Annotated in this window: 17 protein-coding genes and 2 pseudogenes; 5 read left to right on the top strand and 14 right to left on the bottom strand. The window is 52.4% G+C overall.

The genetic code is table 11. From position 1 onward, the window contains the following. Positions 1 to 3: 3 nt before the first annotated feature. The 7 genes and pseudogenes from JMJ16_RS47165 to JMJ16_RS47135 all read right to left on the bottom strand — a co-directional run bounded on the left by JMJ16_RS47165 (position 4) and on the right by JMJ16_RS47135 (position 9,366). Positions 4 to 1,014, bottom strand: a complete 1,011-nt coding sequence (locus JMJ16_RS47165) for an SDR family oxidoreductase (protein WP_201392949.1) — start codon at positions 1,012 to 1,014, stop codon at positions 4 to 6. 12 nt (positions 1,015 to 1,026) lie between these two features. Continuing rightward, positions 1,027 to 2,766, bottom strand: coding sequence for a GMC family oxidoreductase (locus JMJ16_RS47160; protein ID WP_374229175.1), 1,740 nt, complete (start codon positions 2,764 to 2,766; stop codon positions 1,027 to 1,029). 18 nt (positions 2,767 to 2,784) lie between these two features. Further along, positions 2,785 to 3,350, bottom strand: a pseudogene (locus JMJ16_RS47155) (gluconate 2-dehydrogenase subunit 3 family protein). A 260-nt stretch (positions 3,351 to 3,610) separates the two neighbouring features. Next, positions 3,611 to 4,630 (bottom strand): hypothetical protein, encoded by a 1,020-nt coding sequence (locus tag JMJ16_RS47150; RefSeq protein WP_201392943.1) that lies wholly within the window; start codon positions 4,628 to 4,630, stop codon positions 3,611 to 3,613. A gap of 276 nt (positions 4,631 to 4,906) precedes the next feature. Continuing rightward, positions 4,907 to 6,022 carry an enolase C-terminal domain-like protein gene (locus JMJ16_RS47145; protein ID WP_201392941.1) on the bottom strand — a complete coding sequence of 372 codons (1,116 nt, stop codon included), beginning with the start codon at positions 6,020 to 6,022 and terminating at the stop codon, positions 4,907 to 4,909. Positions 6,023 to 6,024: 2 nt separating this feature from the next. After that, positions 6,025 to 7,827 (bottom strand): thiamine pyrophosphate-requiring protein, encoded by a 1,803-nt coding sequence (locus JMJ16_RS47140; RefSeq protein ID WP_201392939.1) that lies wholly within the window; start codon positions 7,825 to 7,827, stop codon positions 6,025 to 6,027. A 24-nt stretch (positions 7,828 to 7,851) separates the two neighbouring features. Further along, positions 7,852 to 9,366: a molybdopterin-dependent oxidoreductase gene (locus tag JMJ16_RS47135; protein ID WP_201392937.1), complete on the bottom strand. Its 1,515-nt coding sequence runs from the start codon at positions 9,364 to 9,366 to the stop codon at positions 7,852 to 7,854. Between the two features lie 482 nt (positions 9,367 to 9,848). On the opposite strand from JMJ16_RS47135, the gene JMJ16_RS47130 reads away from it, so the two are divergent. The 3 genes from JMJ16_RS47130 (at position 9,849) to JMJ16_RS47120 (ending at position 13,503) form a co-directional block, all read left to right on the top strand. After that, positions 9,849 to 10,898 (top strand): S66 peptidase family protein, encoded by a 1,050-nt coding sequence (locus tag JMJ16_RS47130; RefSeq protein WP_201392935.1) that lies wholly within the window; start codon positions 9,849 to 9,851, stop codon positions 10,896 to 10,898. A 263-nt stretch (positions 10,899 to 11,161) separates the two neighbouring features. Further along, positions 11,162 to 11,575 carry an ester cyclase gene (locus JMJ16_RS47125; protein ID WP_201392933.1) on the top strand — a complete coding sequence of 138 codons (414 nt, stop codon included), beginning with the start codon at positions 11,162 to 11,164 and terminating at the stop codon, positions 11,573 to 11,575. Positions 11,576 to 11,748: 173 nt separating this feature from the next. Further along, complete coding sequence (locus tag JMJ16_RS47120; protein ID WP_201392931.1) at positions 11,749 to 13,503, top strand: serine/threonine-protein kinase; 1,755 nt, start codon at positions 11,749 to 11,751, stop codon at positions 13,501 to 13,503. A 46-nt stretch (positions 13,504 to 13,549) separates the two neighbouring features. Here the strand turns inward: JMJ16_RS47120 and JMJ16_RS47115 are convergent, their stop codons facing one another. The 7 genes and pseudogenes from JMJ16_RS47115 to JMJ16_RS47090 form a co-directional block, all read right to left on the bottom strand. Next, a complete protein-coding gene (locus tag JMJ16_RS47115) occupies positions 13,550 to 13,903 on the bottom strand; it encodes a hypothetical protein (protein WP_201392929.1) in 354 nt (117 codons plus the stop codon). Between the two features lie 140 nt (positions 13,904 to 14,043). Continuing rightward, positions 14,044 to 14,295 (bottom strand): hypothetical protein, encoded by a 252-nt coding sequence (locus JMJ16_RS47110; protein ID WP_201392927.1) that lies wholly within the window; start codon positions 14,293 to 14,295, stop codon positions 14,044 to 14,046. Between the two features lie 101 nt (positions 14,296 to 14,396). Then, complete coding sequence (locus JMJ16_RS47105) at positions 14,397 to 14,666, bottom strand: gas vesicle protein (RefSeq protein ID WP_201392926.1); 270 nt, start codon at positions 14,664 to 14,666, stop codon at positions 14,397 to 14,399. Positions 14,667 to 14,762: 96 nt separating this feature from the next. Continuing rightward, complete coding sequence (locus tag JMJ16_RS57655) at positions 14,763 to 15,044, bottom strand: gas vesicle protein K (protein ID WP_374229182.1); 282 nt, start codon at positions 15,042 to 15,044, stop codon at positions 14,763 to 14,765. Positions 15,045 to 15,335: 291 nt separating this feature from the next. Beyond that, positions 15,336 to 15,491 (bottom strand): annotated as a pseudogene (gene gvpJ, locus JMJ16_RS57650) (gas vesicle protein GvpJ); the annotation flags it as partial. Between the two features lie 9 nt (positions 15,492 to 15,500). Then, complete coding sequence (locus JMJ16_RS47095) at positions 15,501 to 16,310, bottom strand: GvpL/GvpF family gas vesicle protein (protein WP_201392924.1); 810 nt, start codon at positions 16,308 to 16,310, stop codon at positions 15,501 to 15,503. A 13-nt stretch (positions 16,311 to 16,323) separates the two neighbouring features. Continuing rightward, entirely contained in the window at positions 16,324 to 16,593 is a 270-nt protein-coding gene (locus JMJ16_RS47090) for a gas vesicle protein GvpO (protein WP_201392922.1), read from the bottom strand. A 378-nt stretch (positions 16,594 to 16,971) separates the two neighbouring features. On the opposite strand from JMJ16_RS47090, the gene gvpA reads away from it, so the two are divergent. After that, positions 16,972 to 17,187 carry a gas vesicle structural protein GvpA gene (gene gvpA, locus JMJ16_RS47085; protein ID WP_201375104.1) on the top strand — a complete coding sequence of 72 codons (216 nt, stop codon included), beginning with the start codon at positions 16,972 to 16,974 and terminating at the stop codon, positions 17,185 to 17,187. Between the two features lie 183 nt (positions 17,188 to 17,370). Then, positions 17,371 to 18,177 (top strand): Hsp20/alpha crystallin family protein, encoded by an 807-nt coding sequence (locus JMJ16_RS47080; protein WP_201392920.1) that lies wholly within the window; start codon positions 17,371 to 17,373, stop codon positions 18,175 to 18,177. Position 18,178: the final 1 nt, after the last annotated feature.

The following is an 18,178-nucleotide window of genomic DNA, read 5'->3' as shown; positions in this document are numbered from 1 at the left end:
CTCTCATTGTTTCCTCCATAGAAGAGATGTTGCCGCTATGCCTGCCATGCCAATCCCTATAAGACCAAGCATTCCTCGATGAGTATCAGCCCACAGTTGCCAGCTCCGCTTTTTCGCCCGGTCATCAAAATCGCCATGCGCGCCATAATCGCGGTCCTCATCCACGGGCGCCCATAGATTATTTGGCCGACCAGGATCGGCTCGCTGATTAGTCTGTTGCGATTTATAGCCAGTCTTACCGAGATACCAGTCGCCAAAGGCAGCGGCAAGTTTATTGCCCTGGATCACGATCACTGTGGAGAGGCCGATATAGAGTTGGCGGCGGTAGTGGTCGGCGATCCAGGCCACCCCATCAGCGATGACCTCAGGTTGATAGATCGGCGGCACAGGCTGTGCCTTATTGGGCAAGCAGCTCTTGACCCAGCCAAATTGGGGCGTATTGACGGCAGGAAGCTGTACCATCGAGATTTTAACATTGCTCCGATCATGGATCAGCTCGCAACGGACCGACTCGGTAAAGCCCTGGATGCCGTGTTTAGCGCCGCAATAGGCTGATTGGAGCGGGATGCCGCGATAGGCCAGGGCGGACCCGACCTGGATAATGCGCCCCTTATGGCGTGGAAGCATCCGGCGCAGCGCGGCCATCGTGCCATAGACTTGTCCCAGGTAGGTTACCTCGGTGACGCGCTTGAACTCCTCAGGCTGCATCTCTTTAAAGGGCGAGAAAACTGAGGTCATGGCTACATTGATCCAGATGTCGATGGGGCCAAATGTGTCTTCCACCTGCGTGGCAGCCTCCTCGATCTGTTGCACGTCCGCGACATCTGTTGGCAGGACGAGGGCATTTCCTCCCAGTTGTTCAACATCTTTTTTTGCTCCCTCCAAACCTTCGCGTCCACGAGCCAGCAGGCCAATATGGGCGCCTCGCCGGGCAAAGGCGCGGACAATGGCTCGCCCAACGCCTGCCGAGGCCCCTGTGACAACTACGACTTCTGGAGTTGATGTACGACGCATTGTTTTTCTCCTCTATTTGATGCGTGGGACGCCTTTGTTGGCGGTTCCCGCTGGGGAAAGGTCCTGGCGCACAGGGGGATGTGCAACCAGTACTCTCTCGGGGTGAGCAGAGAGAATGCTGGCACCGTTGGAGGTGAGGTAGTCTGCAGTGCGGGCCGCCAGGGCCTGGATGGTTAGTCCAGGATTGGCCGAGCCCTGGGTCGGCAGGAGGCTCCCATCGCAGATGAAGAGGTTGGGAATATCATGCGTTCGACCAAAGCTATTGGTGACAGAGGTGCGAGGATCGTTTCCCATGCGCGCACCACCCACCAGGTGGGCATAGCGTGGCTCTTCAACGACCTCCTGCGCACCTGCGGCATAGAGGACTTCGCTTGTCTTTTCGACTCCAGCTTTGGCAACTTTCCTATCGTTGTCATGCAGGCCGAAGGTCACTTTGGCAACACGCAAGCCATAGTGATCTGTCTCATCCGCCAGTTCCACGCGGTTATCTTCCCAGGGGAGGATCTCTCCTAGCACTCCCAAGGCCGCCCAGTGGTTGTAGTCCATCATGACCCGGCGCATCCCCCAGCCCCAGGCACCCTTAGCAACCATCATCTGTTTAGCGAAAGCGATTGGCAGCGGGCCAACGGTCTGGATGGCGAAACCACGGATAAAGTCGTTGCGCGGGTATGTCTCATAGAACTCCTCGGTCAGGGCGTGTGCCGGGGGTGCCTTGTACATGCGGACAGGCTCCTCAAAGCGTCCCAGGACGATGTTGCCGATCTGGACCATGAGATACTTGCCGACTATGTCACTGGAGTTGGCAAGCCCATTCTCAAAACCAGGACAGGCCGAGTTCAAAAGCAAGCGTGGCGTCTCTATGGCATAACACGAGACAATCACAACTCTGGCCTTGAGCTCCCGTTCATTGCCATCGGGATCGAAGTAGGTCACACCAATCACACGCCCATCTTTGACATTGATGCGCGTGGCCATACAATTGGCGCGTATCTCGGCTCCATGACGGATGGCATCAGGTACATGGCTAATCAGGGTGCTCTGCTTGGCCCCGACCTTACAGCCCTGAATACAGAAGCCACGATAGATACAGTGCTGCCGGTCCCCATGCGAGCCCGCGAGGATCGCTACGGGTCCGCCCGCCACCACTGGAATGCCCAGCTTTGTGCATCCCTTGACAAGGACATCGCCTACTCCCCCCAGCGGATGAGGACCATAGATATAACCATGAGGATCACCCCAGGGATAATAGGCGGGGCCAGAAACGGGAATCTCTTTCTCCAGAAGCTCATAATAGGGCTTGAGATCCTCATAGGCGATAGGCCAGTCAGCACCCATACCATCTGAGGAGAGCACATGAAAATCTGAGGGGTGGAAACGCGGCGTAAATCCAGCCCAGTGAACCGAGCCGCCACCCACGCCACGCCCGCTGTTATTCGCGCCCAGCGTAATGGGCTCCTCTCCTCCAGTAATGCGAAGATCATTCCAGTATAACTTGGAAGATCCGGCCTCATCGCTAACCCAGTCGCGCTCCGTTTCCCAGAAGGGCCCCGCCTCTATGCCCACAACCCTGAAACCAGCACGCGCCAGGCGCTGCACTAATACTCCACCTGCCGAGCCGACCCCCACGATACAGAAATCTACCGCCTCACCAGGATGAAAGTGATGCATGGGAAAATCTATCTTTTGTACAGGCCCAAGCATGTGATGGCCGGGCTTTGGACCTGTGAATGCTCCTAAAATTGGTTGTTTCATTTTCTTTACCTATCTAATTTAATGCGTGCCTTCCTGGCCTGGTGTCTGATGTTTATGGCCACCTGGGCCCCCAAGGGCTTTGTAGGTATCGGAGAGCGCGTCCGTAGGAGCACACCATTCATAGCGCTGCTCCTCGATCTCCCAGGGCTCGGGCTTGCCCCCTTCCAGGCGCATATAGCCACGCGGATAGGCCGGTCCACCAAAACCAATCTCATCCCAGGCATAGGGGTGTGCATAGTAGGCATCAACCACGTCTTGCACCAGCAGGAGCCAGAAGCGCTTAACTGACATCTTCTGCCAGATATCCTGGGCCGCCGGTGGATTGCAGTCGTGAAGGGTCTGAAGCACCTGGTCCTGCTCTCGCGCCCCAGGGATATAAAGGGTTGGGCATACAGATGTTGCGCAATGGCGTCAATAGCCTGCAAGCCCAGGCGATGCGCTTCGTGATCTTCTGGCATATCCTCAAAACGATAGCCATCGATGCGCCTGTGATACAGTCGGTCATCGATATAGTTCACAACAGGAATTTTGTACGCCTCGTCCCGGTCATCCTGCGGCAGCAAACGATCACAAACCGCCTGCATCAAGCGCGCCTCCTCGGGCAAGAAGAAGCGAATGGGCGGAACCTGCTCAACGCGTGCTAGCACTACCTGGCGCGTGGCTTCATCCCAAAAGGCCTGCTGACTCAGAGTATGGTAACCTGGATAATAGCCAGGCTGGGCGCGCGGCGTGAGCGGTTGTCCGGTCACGGCATCCACGGGCCAGCGCCTTGTATCTCTCTGCTCGCGACTGACCTGCGGCTCCTTCTGCCCAGTCGAGGTGTGGTTCTTAAAGTTGATCTTCATTAATCGGCTCTCCTTAACAGACTGGCAAGCACGCCTAAAAAGCCCGAGGCGGCGAAAAGCAGCGGCGCGAAGATGGGGGGACCATAGAGCAGGTTATAGAACGGCTTTTTGAGGCCACCTGGACGACGGACCAGGCCCCGCATGTGGTAGAGAAAACCAATACCGCCATTCAAGAGCGCCAGAACAGAGGCAAATGGCAGGAGGGTGCGCGCAAGCATCCGACTCCACACCGTACCGATACCAGCGATCATCAGCAGCGGAGTCAACAGAATAGGGGTCCACTGGACACGATAGCTGAAGTTATTCTTGTAGTGAGAGTAGAGCGCCTCAATGCCGCTAAAGAGGGCGGAGACCGCCGTAGCCACGCCTAGAATGCGCTGGAAGCGTCCCTCGCGTACATCTTGCTCAATGACGATCCCCTCTTTCACGACCTTACGTGGTAACCAGCCCAACCAGGCTGAGCGCGGACGCGGTATGCCGGGTAGTGTCGTATGCTTGAGGTCATCCTCACGACGTAAGAGTGAAGCAATCACGCCGAGAAAGCCACTGATACCAAACAGGAGCGGTGCAAATACGGGCGGTCCCATAATCATGTTGAAGATGGGTATGCGCCATCCTCCCGGCTTGCGCGCAATGCCTCGTATATGGAAGTAGAGACCAACCAGACCATCAACCATCGTCACAAGCGAAATGAGAGGCAACACGGTTCGCGCCACGCGTCGGTTAAACGTTCCCCACACACCCGCAATCGTCAGCAAGGGGCTGATGATAATGGGCGTATACATGACCTGTTGTCCATAACTGCCGCGATAATGCTCGTAGGTAACCTCCAGGCCCGCCAGCAGGCTCGAGAAGGAGGTGATGAGCGAGAGGCTGCGCTGAAAACGCCCTTCGCGTATATGTTGTTCAAACACGATGCCCTCGTGCGTAAGGCGTCGTGGCAGGATGTCCAGGAGATGAGAACGCTGTCTCTTTCCATCAAAGAGATGCGCGAGAGAGCGCTCTTTTTCTGTCTTCATTTCTTCTCTCTCTTTCTACTCGTTACTTGTGTACACGGCTACTTTGTTTGTTTGACTGCTCGCGCCTGTGGCGCTCGCCGGGGTAGGAGGTGTGCATGCTGGCGGCTTTCAGCCGCCAGCATGCACACCTCCTACCCCGGGTGGGCTTGTTGGGGCTTTCACATCGCCTGCCCGGGGTGGGTTTGTTGGACTTTCATACCCCCTACCCGGGGTGGGTTTGTTGGACTTTCATACCCCCTACCCGGGGTGGCTTTCACACTGCCTGTCCTGGATAGGCTATAGAACGTATTTCGTGATATCTGAGCGTTTGAGCTCGAGGCCCAGGCCGGGGCGTGAGAGGTCGGGATGTAATGCTCCTTGAATGGGTGTGGGGACGCCAGCAAAAAACATATGCTCAATACGCACATGGTCATAGAAGTATTCCATGTGACGGAAGTTGTTGAGCGCACAGCAAGGATGGATATGCAGCGTTGGTCCACAGTGCGCTGAGAGTTGCATGGAACGCGCCTCAACCAGGGCACCAACGCGTAGGAAGCCAGTGATGCCACCACAACGTGTCGCATCAGCTTGTAGCACATCCACTGCTCCCGCCTCCAGCATCCGGTTGAAGTACCACAGGTCATAACCATACTCGCCTGCCGCAATCGCCATTCCAGCCGGGGCACGGTCACGCACCAGGCGCAGGCCCTCCAGGTCATCGGAAGAGACTGGTTCTTCAAACCATGTCACTCCAGACTCAGCTGCGAAAGTTTGGGCCAATGCCAGCGCCTGCTTACGGCTATATGCCCCATTGGCGTCGACAAACAGCTCACTATCCGGCCCAATGGCCTCTCGCGCCTCCCGCACGCGCTGGGGATCGGCGTCTGGATGCGTACCAATCTTCATCTTGACACGAGGAATACCCGCCTGCACCCAGTCGCCTAATTGACGCTGTAACTGCTCGCGCGAATACGAGGTAAACCCGCCGCTCCCATAGATGGGAGCAGCCTCGCGGACCGCGCCCAGCAGCGAGACCAGGGGCAGATCGAGGAGGCGCGCCTTCAAATCCCAGAGCGCGACATCTACGGCGGCTATCGCCATCGAGGCGATACCAGGCCGACCAAGATTGCGCACTGCCTCCACCATGGCTTTCCAGCAGGCAGGCACATTCAGCGCGTTCTCCCCCTGCACCACCTGGGCTAACATTGTCTTGACCAGCGTTGCGGTCGACACGTCGGCATAGGTATAGCCAAGACCGCGTTTATCACCAGCTTGCACCTCAACAAGCACAATCGTCGTCGCATCCCAGCTATAGGTGCCGTCCGACTCGGGTGAGTCGGTGGACACCTTGTAGGCCGAGACATCAATGTGCTCGATGGCGACGCCATTGTCGCCAAATTTCGTGCTTACCACGGCTATCTTCCTTTCTCTCCTATGCCTGGTACAATGCCTTCGACCACACTCTTCACAGACTCCTTGATAATACCAACTTCATCCGGGTCCATATGCAACAGGGCCGTGCTGTAGTTCTTCGCCTGCTCAAAAGTGATATGTGGCGGGATCGTAGGCACGTTCGGATCAGTCGGGACATCCATCACCACGGGGCGATTGGCGGAGAGCGCTTGATCGAGCGCGTGTCCCAGGCCTTCTGGCCCCTCAACGCGGATGCCTTGTAGCCCAAGTGCACGCGCAAAGGTCGCGTATGGCATATTAGGAATAGTCTGCGTCATCGGAAGCTTAGGATCGCCCGCCTCAATACGCTGCTCCCAGGTGACCTGGTTGAGGTCCTGGTTGTTGAAGACAATAACGATGAGGCGCGGATCAGCCCATTCTTGCCAGTATTTCTTAACCGTAAGCATCTCGTTGAGGCCATTCATCTGAAAGGCTCCGTCTCCCGTAAGGGCGATGACAACACGGTCAGGGTAGGCAAACTTGGCCGCGATGGCGTAGGGCACGGCAGCACCCAGCGAGGCAAGGCTGCCTGAAACCGAGCCCTTCATGCCCTCACGCATCTTGATGGTCCGACCATACCAGTTGGCTGTTGTGCCTGAGTCTGCGCTCAGAATCGCCTTGTCTGGCAGGCGTGGCGAGAGCTCCCAGGCCACATACTCTGGATTGATAGGATCGGCCTTCATTTTTGCCCGCACCTCCACCGTTTTCCACCAATCGCGGATATCGGACTCAATCTTTTCGTGCCAGGAGCGATCCCCCTTGCGCTTGAGCAACGGCAGTAGGGCTCGCAGCGACTGCACACTATCGCCGACCAGGTTAAGCTCCATGGGATAGCGAATGCCAAGCATACGCGGGTCAATATCAATCTGGATACCACGCGCCTGCCCCTCTTTGGGCAAGAACTCTGAGTAGGGGAAACCGGAGCCAACCATAAGCAGCGTATCACAGTTCATCATCATGTTCCAGCTCGGCGTGGTTCCCAGTAGACCAAGGCCACCCGTAACAAAGGGCAGGTCATCCGGCAGCGCCGCTTTGCCCAGCAGGGCCTTGGCGACTCCACAGCCAAGGAGATCAGCGACTTCAGTTACCTCTGGGCCCGCATCCATGGCACCAGCACCAATCAAGATCGCCACCTTTTTCCCTGCGTTGAGGATATCGGCTGCCTTTTGCAGATCTTCGGCACTGGGAATAGTGTAAGGATAGGAATAGCCGATACTGGTATGGACGGTGTTGTGCTTATGCGGGGGCTTCTCTATAGCCTCCAGGTCCTGGACATCTTTGGGCATAATAATACAGGTGACCGTGCGCTCGGCCAGGGCAATGCGGCAGGCGCGATCCACCAGCTGGCGCATTTGCGTCGCATCAGTACAGGTATGAACATACTCGCCCGCGACATCCTTGAAGAGATTCATAAGGTCAACTTCCTGCTGATAGTTGCCTCCCAGAGCCGTACGAGCCGATTGTCCTACGATAGCAAGGACGGGCTGGTGATCCATTTTGGCGTCATAGAGGCCATTGAGCAGGTGAATCGCGCCCGGCCCCGAGGTTGCCATACAGACTCCAAGCTCGCCCGTGAACTTCGCATGCCCCGAGGCCATAAAGGCCGCCATCTCCTCGTGACGCACCTGGACAAACTGAAAGAGATTAGGATGACGCCCCATAGCGCTCATGATTCCAAGAATGCCGTCGCCAGGATAGCCATAGATACGCTTGACCCCCCAGGCGGCAAGACGTTTGAGCAAGAAATCGCTCACTGTATCTGCCATCAGAGTTTCTCTTCCTTTCTCATCTTATATCTCTGCTCCCCTGCCATAAAACTGGACATCCTCGCGAAAGCCGCCCTGGCCTTCACCAATATGGCTGTAATCTGCGACAAACTCGATTGAACGTAGGTGCTTCACCATTTTGTAGCCAAGGAGGGTCTCGACGCGCAAGCGCAGGGGCGCGCCATGCTCAAGTGGTAAGCGCGCGCCGTTCATCTCGTAGGCGAGAATGGTCTGAGGATGCTGGGCCAGTCTCATATCGATTGTTTCGTAAAAATACTGCTGTTTCTCCTTCTCCGAAGCCTCAGGGTAGGACTGAGCGCCTCGCTGGTACGAGGTAAAGACGAGGTACCTGGCCTCGGGCTGCGCACCGCAGAGCTTGATAATCTCGCTCAAAGGCACTCCACCCCACTCAGCAATAGCCGACCAGCCCTGAATGCAGTTATGCTTGGTGATCTGCGTCTGTTTGGGCAGGCTACGCAAATCCTCAAGCGAGAGATGCACGGGGTTGAAGACCAGGCCGCCAACATGCAGGTGCCAATCGCGAAATTGATAAGCAGCGAGCGCGTTGAACTCATCGTCACAGGGCGGGCGACCATTCACCCAGAAGTAGGAGGCAATGTCGTCTCTGGTGTAGCGCTGCTTCGAGACCGAGCGGTGCAGCAGCATATGGCGTACAGGATCAACGAGTATGCCTAACGCGCGCTGCATAAAGCGTCGATGACACAGCGAATACCAGGAGCTCCAAATGTAGATAATCGCGACCACAAGCAAAGCGATCACAGCAATGATCAGCGCCGTCCCCAGGTCGGCTGACTCCGTTCCCAGGACAATATCGCGAATATTGCTCTGGAAATGGACGATGAGGACCAACAATGTATGCACAATGATGAAAAGCGTAAAGGCAACCAGGCTCAGAAAATGCAGGCTACGCGCGGACTGCTTTCCGCCCAGGAACTTGAGATACCAGGGGAAACGCGCCTCGATAGCGGGCGACATCGCGACCCCCGTCAGCAACATAAAGGGTCCAAGCAGAAACACGACAGCCGCATAGGTCAGTTGCTGCAACGGATCATAGGGATGAAAATCGCTCGCAGGCGGGATATGCAAGGTAATGTACGTCACAAATGTATGCCAAGCGGCAGAAACAATGCTCCAGGAGGTGGGGATCAGGCGGCTCCACTCGCCAGTCGCAAAGAGTAGGATCACATACACCAGGCCATTGAGCACCCAGAAGATAACTGAGAAGAAGTGCCAGTGGCGTCCCAGGCCCAGGTTTTTCTTCCCAGGCAGACCCAGCAGGGGAGAGACGCTTACCTCGTCATCCATCGAAGTATACAACTTCCCCTGGGGAATCTTCTTTTTTGTCAAACTCAGCCACGCTTTACGCGGATCGCTACTATCATGCCAGTACAACCTGGGGTGAGCACCCAGAATCTGCAGGCCACTGCGAATAAGCAGACCAATAAAGAGCAGGTTGATATAGTGGCTGATACGTAGCCACAAAGGAAAACCAAGCGAGGCAAGCATGATATGCATCATTTCTTTAACTCCTGTTGCCTACACAGCGCAACACGCTAAAGACTTGTGGTAAGTGACTCTTCCATCTCCGCTACCCACTCCCACAACTTACTAAGAAGCATGCTCTTTATCTGCCCCAGCCTCTCTCGCGCTATTCATGCGTCAGCAAACACACTGGTTAGTAGGCGCTATTCTCGGCATAAATGTCGTGAAACGATACAAACCACGGCGTGAAAACCCGACAACTTTGTACTTTATGAGGAAAGTCAGGTCAGGGAGACATAAGGCGGGGAGAAAACACTTCACCATTTACAACACGTATGACAGCCACCTGGTATGACGAATTTGCAAAGGGAATTGGTAACTACTCAGGTTTCCCTGTACAAGGTATTCTCAACGTCTGCGAGCCATAAAGTGGCGAGAAGTCCTGAGAAGATACCAAACGTTGCAAATAGATCACTTCGCACTTATAATTGGGATGCAAGGAGGTCCATCAATAAGATATGCAAAGCAAGCAATTTATTTATCCTCCAAAACTACAAGCTGGCGATAAGGTGGCTGTACTCTCACCCTCGGCGGGCCTGCCTGAGATCTTCCCCGAGGTCTTTGACCTGGGCCTACAACGTTTGCGCGGGAACTTTGGCCTGATACCCGTGGAATATCCCTGCACTCGCAAGATGAACACATCTCCAGAGGCGCGAGCACGCGATATCATGGTGGCCTTTGCAGATCCCGAGATCAAGGCTGTTATCTGCTCGATTGGTGGCGATGACCAGATTAAGGTGTTAAAACACCTGAACCCAGAGGTGTTACGCGCCCATCCCAAGCTCTTCCTGGGCTATAGCGACGCCACGAATCTGCACATCTATCTCTGGAACCTGGGCATCGTCTCCTACTATGGGGGCGCGATCATGACGCAGTTTGGTCGCCACTACATGATGGATGAGTATACCGTGAAGTCGCTGCGCCATGCTCTCTTCGAGGAAGGCGAGATTGAGATCACGCCCGCCCCTGAATGGTCCGATGAGCATTACAATTGGGGAGAACCTGAGAAGCTGCGCCTGCGCGTGCCCATGTTCAGCAATCTCGGCTGGAAATGGCATAACGCGGGCAGCGTCATTGAAGGCATAGCTTGGGGTGGCTGCCTGGAGATCATTGATTACCACTTGCGCGCTCACCGCTACCTCCAGCCGCTTGAAAGCTACAAAGATTGTGTGCTCTTCTTGGAAACCTCTGAGGAGATGCCTTCGGCGGAGTATGTCTATCGCGTTCTTATGGGCATGGGCGAGCGTGGGCTGCTACAACAGTTCTCCGCACTGCTTATGGGACGTCCCAAGGCCTGGAATTTTGATCGTCAGCTCTCTGCTGAGCAGAAAGAAGTCTACAAGCGGGAGCAGGAGGAAGCCATCCTGAAGGCATTGCAAGAGTATCATCCCTCTATGCCAGTCGTCTCCAACATGGACTTTGGCCATACCGATCCCCAGTTCATGGTGCCCAGCGGTGGTCACGTGCGTATCGATGGGATCAAGAAGCGCGTGTTTGTGCGGTATTAGTAGCTGCATACGCCAGTAGCGGGTCCCGCTACTGGCGTATGCAGCTACTGGGGGCCTTCTCTTTCCCGGGGTAGAAACTATTTGCTGTGGTTGGAAGTATAACAAGCAGTGGATAGAGTAACTACACTCATAACGATATGCAAAAGGCTGCTGACCGGCGCTACCAAATACCCATAAAAGGCACAGGGCACACGTCTACATCTGGTCCATGATATGTAGGCACGTGCTTTCGCAGCGTCGGGCGGAGAGAGAAGGAGACTCTGATGAGCATTGAAGCCAATAAAGCCGTTGTCCAGAGGTATCTGGAGATGTGGGATACGGGCAACCTGGATATCGCGGAAGAAGTCCTGGGGCCCGATTTTGTGGATCACACGCGCCCTCAGCAGGCGCCAGGTCCCGAGGGCGTCAAAGAGAACATCTCTACTTTTCGCAGTGGTTTTCCCGATGCCACGCATACAGTCATACATATGATCGGCGAGGGCGATATCGTCGCCTTCCGCTTCGCCAGGCGCGGCAGGCATAAGGGCATGTTCGCTGGTTTTCCTCCCACAGGTAAAGAGATTGTCCTGACGGGCGCGGACTTCCTGCGTATCGCCGATGGCAAGATCGTTGAGCTATGGAGTTCCCAGGACGGCCTAAACCTGGCTCAGCAGCTTGGCATGCCCATCGGTGGGTAATTAGATGATGTGGTACACCGTGGCAGCCATTAGGCTGCCACGGTGTACCACATCATCTAATTACGAATCTGAAAAACACGTTTTGAAGAACGGCATCCTTTCACGTCATACAATAGTAGGCATGTTATAGAATGGGCTATCAGATCTACATGGCGGGTATAAAGGATACGAGGATGCAACTGGAAGGCTCTACGCTTGGACACTACAGGCTGCTGCATATATTGAGGAATGGCGGCATGGGCGAGGTGTACCTGGCTGAAGATCCACGTGTGCCACGCTATGTCGCGATTAAGGTGCTTAAAATTGATACCTCTCTACAACAGGATGTGGAGAGGGATATCCAGCTCTTCAGACGCGAACTTCAAGCCATCGCACGCCTGAACCATCGCTATATTGTGCAGCTCTTCGATTCGGGGCAGCAGATGCAGAGGCGCATGCTATTGGCATACATGGTGATGCCATATTTTGAGGATGGAACCCTTGAGCAGTGGTGGCGCGAGCGGGGTACGGTGCCCAGACCACCACACGAGGTTTCCCATCTGGTAACACAAGCCGCGAGCGCACTACAACATGCTCATGACCGCGAGATTATTCACCGCGATGTGAAGCCCTCTAACTTTCTGATTCGAGTTCAAGATACGGAGACCGTGGGACTACCGGATATTTTTCTCTCGGATTTCGGCATCGCCAGGTTAGCAACGATGATGACGACCAGCACACAGATTCGAGGCACGCCACCTTATATGGCGCCAGAACTGCTTCAGGGTCATCCGGTCTACGCGAGCGACCAGTACGCGCTCGCCGTCATGGCCTATGAGCTACTCACGGGCCGCACACCCTTCCGTGGCGGCAAGGCTCAGCTCGCCTACCAGCATGCTCATGTCACGCCACCTCTACCCAGCACGCTTAACCCTAACCTGCCTCAGACAGCGGATAACGTATTACTACGTGCTTTGCGCAAAGAGCCGGGCGAACGCTATCCAGATGTGACTGACTTCGCGTGGGCCTTAAAGAGCGCCCTGGCGCACGCCCCTGATATAAATACCATCGACGCCATCGCGGTCCAGGCTCAAAGGTCCGTGAAGCTCTATCATACAGGCGAGCAAACTGTACCTATGTATAGGCACCAGCCTGCTGGGCCAGAAGAGAATGCCTGGCAAAATGTTGAGCCGCGCAGTCAGGTGAGCGCAGCCTTTCAGCCTGTCGCCCCAAAGCGCAAGCGTTCAGGCTCAGGCACACTTATGCCCCTCCTGCTGGGTTTCCTGATTGGACTAAGCATCATTGGCGTGCTGGGCTATTTTCTTGTATATAATCAGCCGAGCACACAGTCACCGAACGTCATTCAAGCAAATCCAGCGGCGACTTTCACAACTAACGTCAAACCCTCGCTTAGCAGTTCGCTTTCAGATAATGGAGCCGCCTTCAACTGGGAGATAAGCAAGGATGGGCTGGGTAAATGCGCCTTTCAACAACAGGCCTATCACGTCAGCCAGTCGATGCTGGGCGACTTCACGACTTGTACGGCTGGCGCGACAAACGAGGCCAATTTCAAGCTCCAAGTCGATATGCGCATGCTGAAGGGAAATATTGGTGGTGTGATTTTCGATGAGCAGCAAGGTGAGGGCGTGTGCTATGCTTTCCAGATTAACCTGGATGGTAGCTACCAGCTCATCGTTTATACCGATAATACACGCGTCCACGCCCGCATGCTTATAAACAATAGGTCCTCAGATATCAAAACGGGTGCAGGGGCGAGCAATAGCCTGGGACTCTACGCCCACAATGGTTCCTTTGACCTCTACATCAACGGGGCTCTCCAGACTACGGTGCAGGATGCAACCTATCGCAGCGGCCATATTGGCTTCCTAGCAGATGCGCAGAATGCGCCTGTGGAGGCCAGTTTCCAAAATCTTAAGGTCTGGTCATAATTGACAATATCTTTTCGCAACACGGCCCAAAAAAACTCAGAACCGATCAACTTTTGCGTGGAGAGAATGAGAGATAGATTTTATCTGATACAGTGGAGATATCATGGATAAATACCTTTTTTGAGCTTTCTTCAAGCGCTTTTTGAATTTTTGACACAATCCAGGGTTTAGACATATTAGCAAGCCAGAGCGCTCCCTCAACTTCTATGTCCTGGAGAATAAGTTTGCCGTTCTCCGCAAAGGGGCGAAATTTCATCGTTATCTCGACTCTCCCTAATGCCAGAGCTTTTATAACAATACGACCATCAAATACATCAAAGCGTATGAATTTTAATACTTTCCCTACGTCGATACAGATCTCCCTTAACGCAAATGCCGGTATTGCAATGTTGGTACGCATAAACTTCTCCCTCTACGGTCATCGCCGCTTCCCAGTAAAGCATATACAGAGCAGAGGACAGCAGCCCGAGGCGAGCGTGCGCCCTCTTCTCCTCCCTCTTTTCCTGCCACCACACATAGCGCATACATCAAATGAAACAGTTAGCGCTCTTTAAAGAAATCTCGGAGTCTTGACTCAATAACGGAATCAGCGACAACAATAGGTTTTTTGGTAATTGTCACATGAACCGTCTGGCCGCTTACTTCGTAGCGGCCCTCAACTCCTTTGCCTGAAAAGGCGCCGCTCTTTTCGTCCCCTCTCAGGGTTGCTCCCGCTTGGCCGGCAGCGTGTTTGGCATGCTCTAATATGGATGCTGCCTCACCAGAGAATGAAACATCGAAAGTTTTTGCCATGGTTTGTTTTTTCCTTTTCGTTGAGTGGATTCCTTCCTCGATCCTTCCTACATACACGAGAGTAGCAAAGATAGTGACCCGTCAGTCACATGCGAGTAACCTTACGTCCCTTCGGCTTCCTCTCCATTTTCTGCGGCAAGTTGCGCCTTCTTCTTACCAGAAGAGATAAATGGATCGTGCTCCCACCAATCAATGCCGATCGATTTTGCCTTATCCACTGAGGCGACCAGTAACCTGATTTTGATCGTCAAAAGCTCAACGTCTACCAAGTTAATCTTGATGTCTCCGACGATCACCAGTCCTTTGTCAAGAACTCGATCCAGGACATCAGCTAAATTCGCTGTTTGGACACGGCTCATTTGTTCTGGCATAGATAACCTCTTCTCACTCCTACTCTGGTTTGCTCTATCCGAAAAAATGTCCTCCTTTGTTCGCGAAATCGCGGTGTATTGAGCAGTTGAAAGGGCTCATAAAAGATCCCCCAGCGGACCTAAATCCAAGTTTAAATCCTCATCCGTTAAACCAAATGTCTCTTTAAGCTCTTCCATTTTCTCTTCTAAGAGTAAAAAAGCATTTCCTACTTTTTCGATTTCATCGCTGCTTAACTGATCATCCTCGACACGGCGGATTGCCTGTTTCTCCATCAATTGGCGTATGAGGTCAATCAGCGTTAATACGAGTTTGGCCAGGCCTTTTTCTACGTTTTTAGGGTCGATATTCGCTTTTGGCTTCGTTGTTTGGTTCGCAATGGGATCACTGACTGATGGTAAAGCTCTAACGATGGATTCTTCATCATTTTTACTTCGCCTCTCTTCTTTCTCCAAAGAAGTTGATGCTTCTTCTTTCCCCTCATGACTACTTCTCTGGTCCTTTTCTTCAGGCAAAGGTGCTGGTGGAACCTCCTTTTCCTCTTCTCTCAAGGGCCGCTCATTCAAAAACGCTTCCTGGGAAGAAGGTTGGCGAGCGAGCCAGCCTGCTTCTTCATGACTACCTCTTCTGGCAGCGTTCTCAACGGTTTTTACCGAGGAGAGTAAGAGTCCTAAGTTCAGGTAAACAAGATCGATATCAGCTACAGAGAGCAGGATCTCTCCTTTCACCATCGCTCCTTTATCGAGGAGCCTGTCCAAAAGTTCTAAAAGCGTAAAATGTTGACTCTTAAGTAATTGTTCGTTATTCAGGCTCTCCTGACTTTCCATAGATTATCCCTACGTAAAATTATAGGGAGGCCATGGTCCAGAAAATTCAAGCTCTAATTCTAAGGGACCATACTCCTCAACAAACTGTATCCCTTGTTGGCGAAAAAGAGCTTCTCTCCCCCTTTCAATTAAATAGGCCGCATTAAGTATCATCTCTTGCTTTTTTCCTGTCATTTTTTGTGGCAGTATATTATTCAGCTTTGCCTCAAACGCATTTCTCTCTAGCTCATGAAAAATTCTTTCAGTGATCTGGGCAAGTTGAGTTGCGACGGCATTCTTTACTTCTACTTCCATTTTTTTGTCAAAGAGATAGGCTGCTCCTCTTGATAGATTTGCTCGTTTCTCTTGCAGGCTGATGAATTTGGGTTCATTCTGCATAAGATGCTTCGTCAAGGCTTGTTTATTGACATAGACCTTCACTCCCCATTCCACCTTGCCCGTAAATTTAGCGAGAAGACTTTGAAAATTCTCCTTCTGATCCTGTAGCATCTGTGAGGCTGCTTTTTCATCTTTTAAAATAGTGCCGAACTTGAAGGGAATAACGGTGGCATCCTGCATAAGCGTATCGATTACTTGCTCGTGGGCTTGTAACAGCTCCGCAGCTCCCTGCTGGACAGCATCCTTGCCGCTCGTCAACTCAGAAACCAGGTTTTTGATTCGATTTTGAAATGCATCAATATCGACCTTACTCACCATTACACACATATCGTTTTCTGACACGGGGTAAACTTTGTTTTGATTATCTATCCCCAAAATATCAAGATGCTCAGTTTTTTTGCTTACCAATCCATAGGCATAGAGTCCATTGTGAGAAAGCATAATTTGAGCCTTTCTATTCTTCCTCCTCCTCATCTCCAATACTTTTCACCTGCTTATAGGAATAAACTTCAAGCTCACTATCCAGTTTGACAACGTAATACTTTTTTTCAAATATCGCGTGACCTGGCAGAGTAACATTTCTTTCTGACACTTCGGCTTGGGCAACCCAACCCTCTTCGGTCTTGTCAATGCCAATGATTTTTATCTCCTCGCCAAGTTCTTTCGTTTCTAAAGCTTCTCTCAAGAATTGCTTGGTTCTATCTCTAGCTGCGTTGATACTCAATTTGTATCTCTCCTTCCAAAGTCTTGAAGCTGTTACAAGCGAGAAAAATTTTCAGAACAGCCCCAACAGTGCATCGGACAACTGCTGCTATTTTAGTATAAGAAGATTTTCAAGTTCATCAATGTGTGTTTTCCTCATCTATACAAACACACAATTATCAATATAATCATATTTTTTGTTCTATTATCTCGTTGATTTTTGTAACTCATTACAAATAATGAACGTGTACACAACATAGATAAAGAATAGAATGGATGAGTATTTTGGGGATTTATGCAATTGCTTCTAAATGTTGAGTTTTTAGCAGTTGGGCTGACTAAGGCATTCATATGAAGCAAAAAGGAGTCCCTGTTACTGAACCTGAGGAGGTAAACAACCATGCCCGTAGAAAAGGCAGCACCAGCATCTGGTAGCATTGCTGAGGTAATTGACCGCATTCTTGATAAAGGGATCGTCATTGATGCCTGGATTAGAGTCTCTCTCGTAGGCATCGAGGTAATATCGATTGAAGCCAGAGCAGTCGTTGCTTCCGTGGAGACATATCTCAAGTATGCTGAAGCCATTGGACTCACTGCTACTGCCGCTTCCGCCTAAAGAGTAAGAAAGCATCTTGAAGGCATCCTGGTAATGTTCCACGATCATATCTCTAGCAACCGTGGCCATCCCCTGACTGAGAATGTACGCTCCTCTTGGGAGGGGATGCTCTGTTGATTCCCCGCTTCACGGTGGGAAGAAGAGAGATGTTCTTCTTCATTCATAGGAAGAGAAGGATGAATTATGAAGAGACCGAAAGGGATGAGTGATATCAAAAAAGCTCGTGGTCTCAAAGATCTTATTGAGGCTTTTTCAAGTCATGATAGTGGAACGGAGGAGACTTCGAAACAGCTTCAACTAGATGTTGAAAAAAGCGTCCTTGAAAAGCAGCTCCAGCAATTTACAGAGCAGGCAGCTCAGATAGAAGAGAGGCTCGCCGAAATCACTAAGGCGGTGAACCGCGAGATTCCCCAACTCAAAGAGGAGCAGGAGGGAAAACAAAAGGAGGAGAAGGGCAGCGCATCAGAGAAAGATGACGATCAAAAGAAGAAACTAGAAATTGATTTTGGTCTCGGCAAACTCTCGGTCAACGACATTTTTCAAGGGCTCGGAAGTCTGGTCGATTTTGTCGCCAAAATGGAGCAGGAAGGGAAGGGAGAAGAGAGACGCGAAGGAGAATTTACCAGTCCTTCAGGGCGCGTCAAAGGTGTCTATGGCTTCTCTGTCAAACAGGGTATTGGTGGAAAGCCGGTCGTGGAACCATTTGGCAATGTGAAAAAGACCGCTCATGGCCCGGTCGTTGAGGAGGAGATTCAGCCTTTAGCCGATGTTTTTGATGAGAAAGACCACGTTTTAATCATCATCGAATTGCCAGGAGTGGAGGGAAAGCAAATTCACACCGAGGTCAAAGGAGACATCCTCGTGCTCTCTGCTGCAGGCAAGGGGCGCAAGTATGCACGAGAGGTGGTCTTACCCGAAGGTATCGATACCAGCACCATGACCAGCAAATATAGAAACGGCGTTTTAGAGATAAGGATGAGTAAAGGGTAAC

It is taken from the genome of Ktedonobacter sp. SOSP1-52, from assembly GCF_016587395.1.
The sequence above is the reverse complement of the archived record's forward strand: the minus strand, read 5'-3'. Positions and strand labels throughout refer to the sequence as shown.

Coding starts and splice junctions, on each gene's coding strand:
- JMJ16_RS47165 (WP_201392949.1), bottom strand. CDS start 1,014: ATGCGTCGTACATCAACTCCAGAAGTCGTAGTTGTCACAGGGGCCTCG.
- JMJ16_RS47160 (WP_374229175.1), bottom strand. CDS start 2,766: ATGAAACAACCAATTTTAGGAGCATTCACAGGTCCAAAGCCCGGCCAT.
- JMJ16_RS47150 (WP_201392943.1), bottom strand. CDS start 4,630: ATGAAGACAGAAAAAGAGCGCTCTCTCGCGCATCTCTTTGATGGAAAG.
- JMJ16_RS47140 (WP_201392939.1), bottom strand. CDS start 7,827: ATGGCAGATACAGTGAGCGATTTCTTGCTCAAACGTCTTGCCGCCTGG.
- JMJ16_RS47135 (WP_201392937.1), bottom strand. CDS start 9,366: ATGATGCATATCATGCTTGCCTCGCTTGGTTTTCCTTTGTGGCTACGT.
- JMJ16_RS47130 (WP_201392935.1), top strand. CDS start 9,849: ATGCAAAGCAAGCAATTTATTTATCCTCCAAAACTACAAGCTGGCGAT.
- JMJ16_RS47125 (WP_201392933.1), top strand. CDS start 11,162: ATGAGCATTGAAGCCAATAAAGCCGTTGTCCAGAGGTATCTGGAGATG.
- JMJ16_RS47120 (WP_201392931.1), top strand. CDS start 11,749: ATGCAACTGGAAGGCTCTACGCTTGGACACTACAGGCTGCTGCATATA.
- JMJ16_RS47115 (WP_201392929.1), bottom strand. CDS start 13,903: ATGCGTACCAACATTGCAATACCGGCATTTGCGTTAAGGGAGATCTGT.
- JMJ16_RS47110 (WP_201392927.1), bottom strand. CDS start 14,295: ATGGCAAAAACTTTCGATGTTTCATTCTCTGGTGAGGCAGCATCCATA.
- JMJ16_RS47105 (WP_201392926.1), bottom strand. CDS start 14,666: ATGCCAGAACAAATGAGCCGTGTCCAAACAGCGAATTTAGCTGATGTC.
- JMJ16_RS47095 (WP_201392924.1), bottom strand. CDS start 16,310: ATGCTTTCTCACAATGGACTCTATGCCTATGGATTGGTAAGCAAAAAA.
- gvpA (WP_201375104.1), top strand. CDS start 16,972: ATGCCCGTAGAAAAGGCAGCACCAGCATCTGGTAGCATTGCTGAGGTA.
- JMJ16_RS47080 (WP_201392920.1), top strand. CDS start 17,371: ATGAAGAGACCGAAAGGGATGAGTGATATCAAAAAAGCTCGTGGTCTC.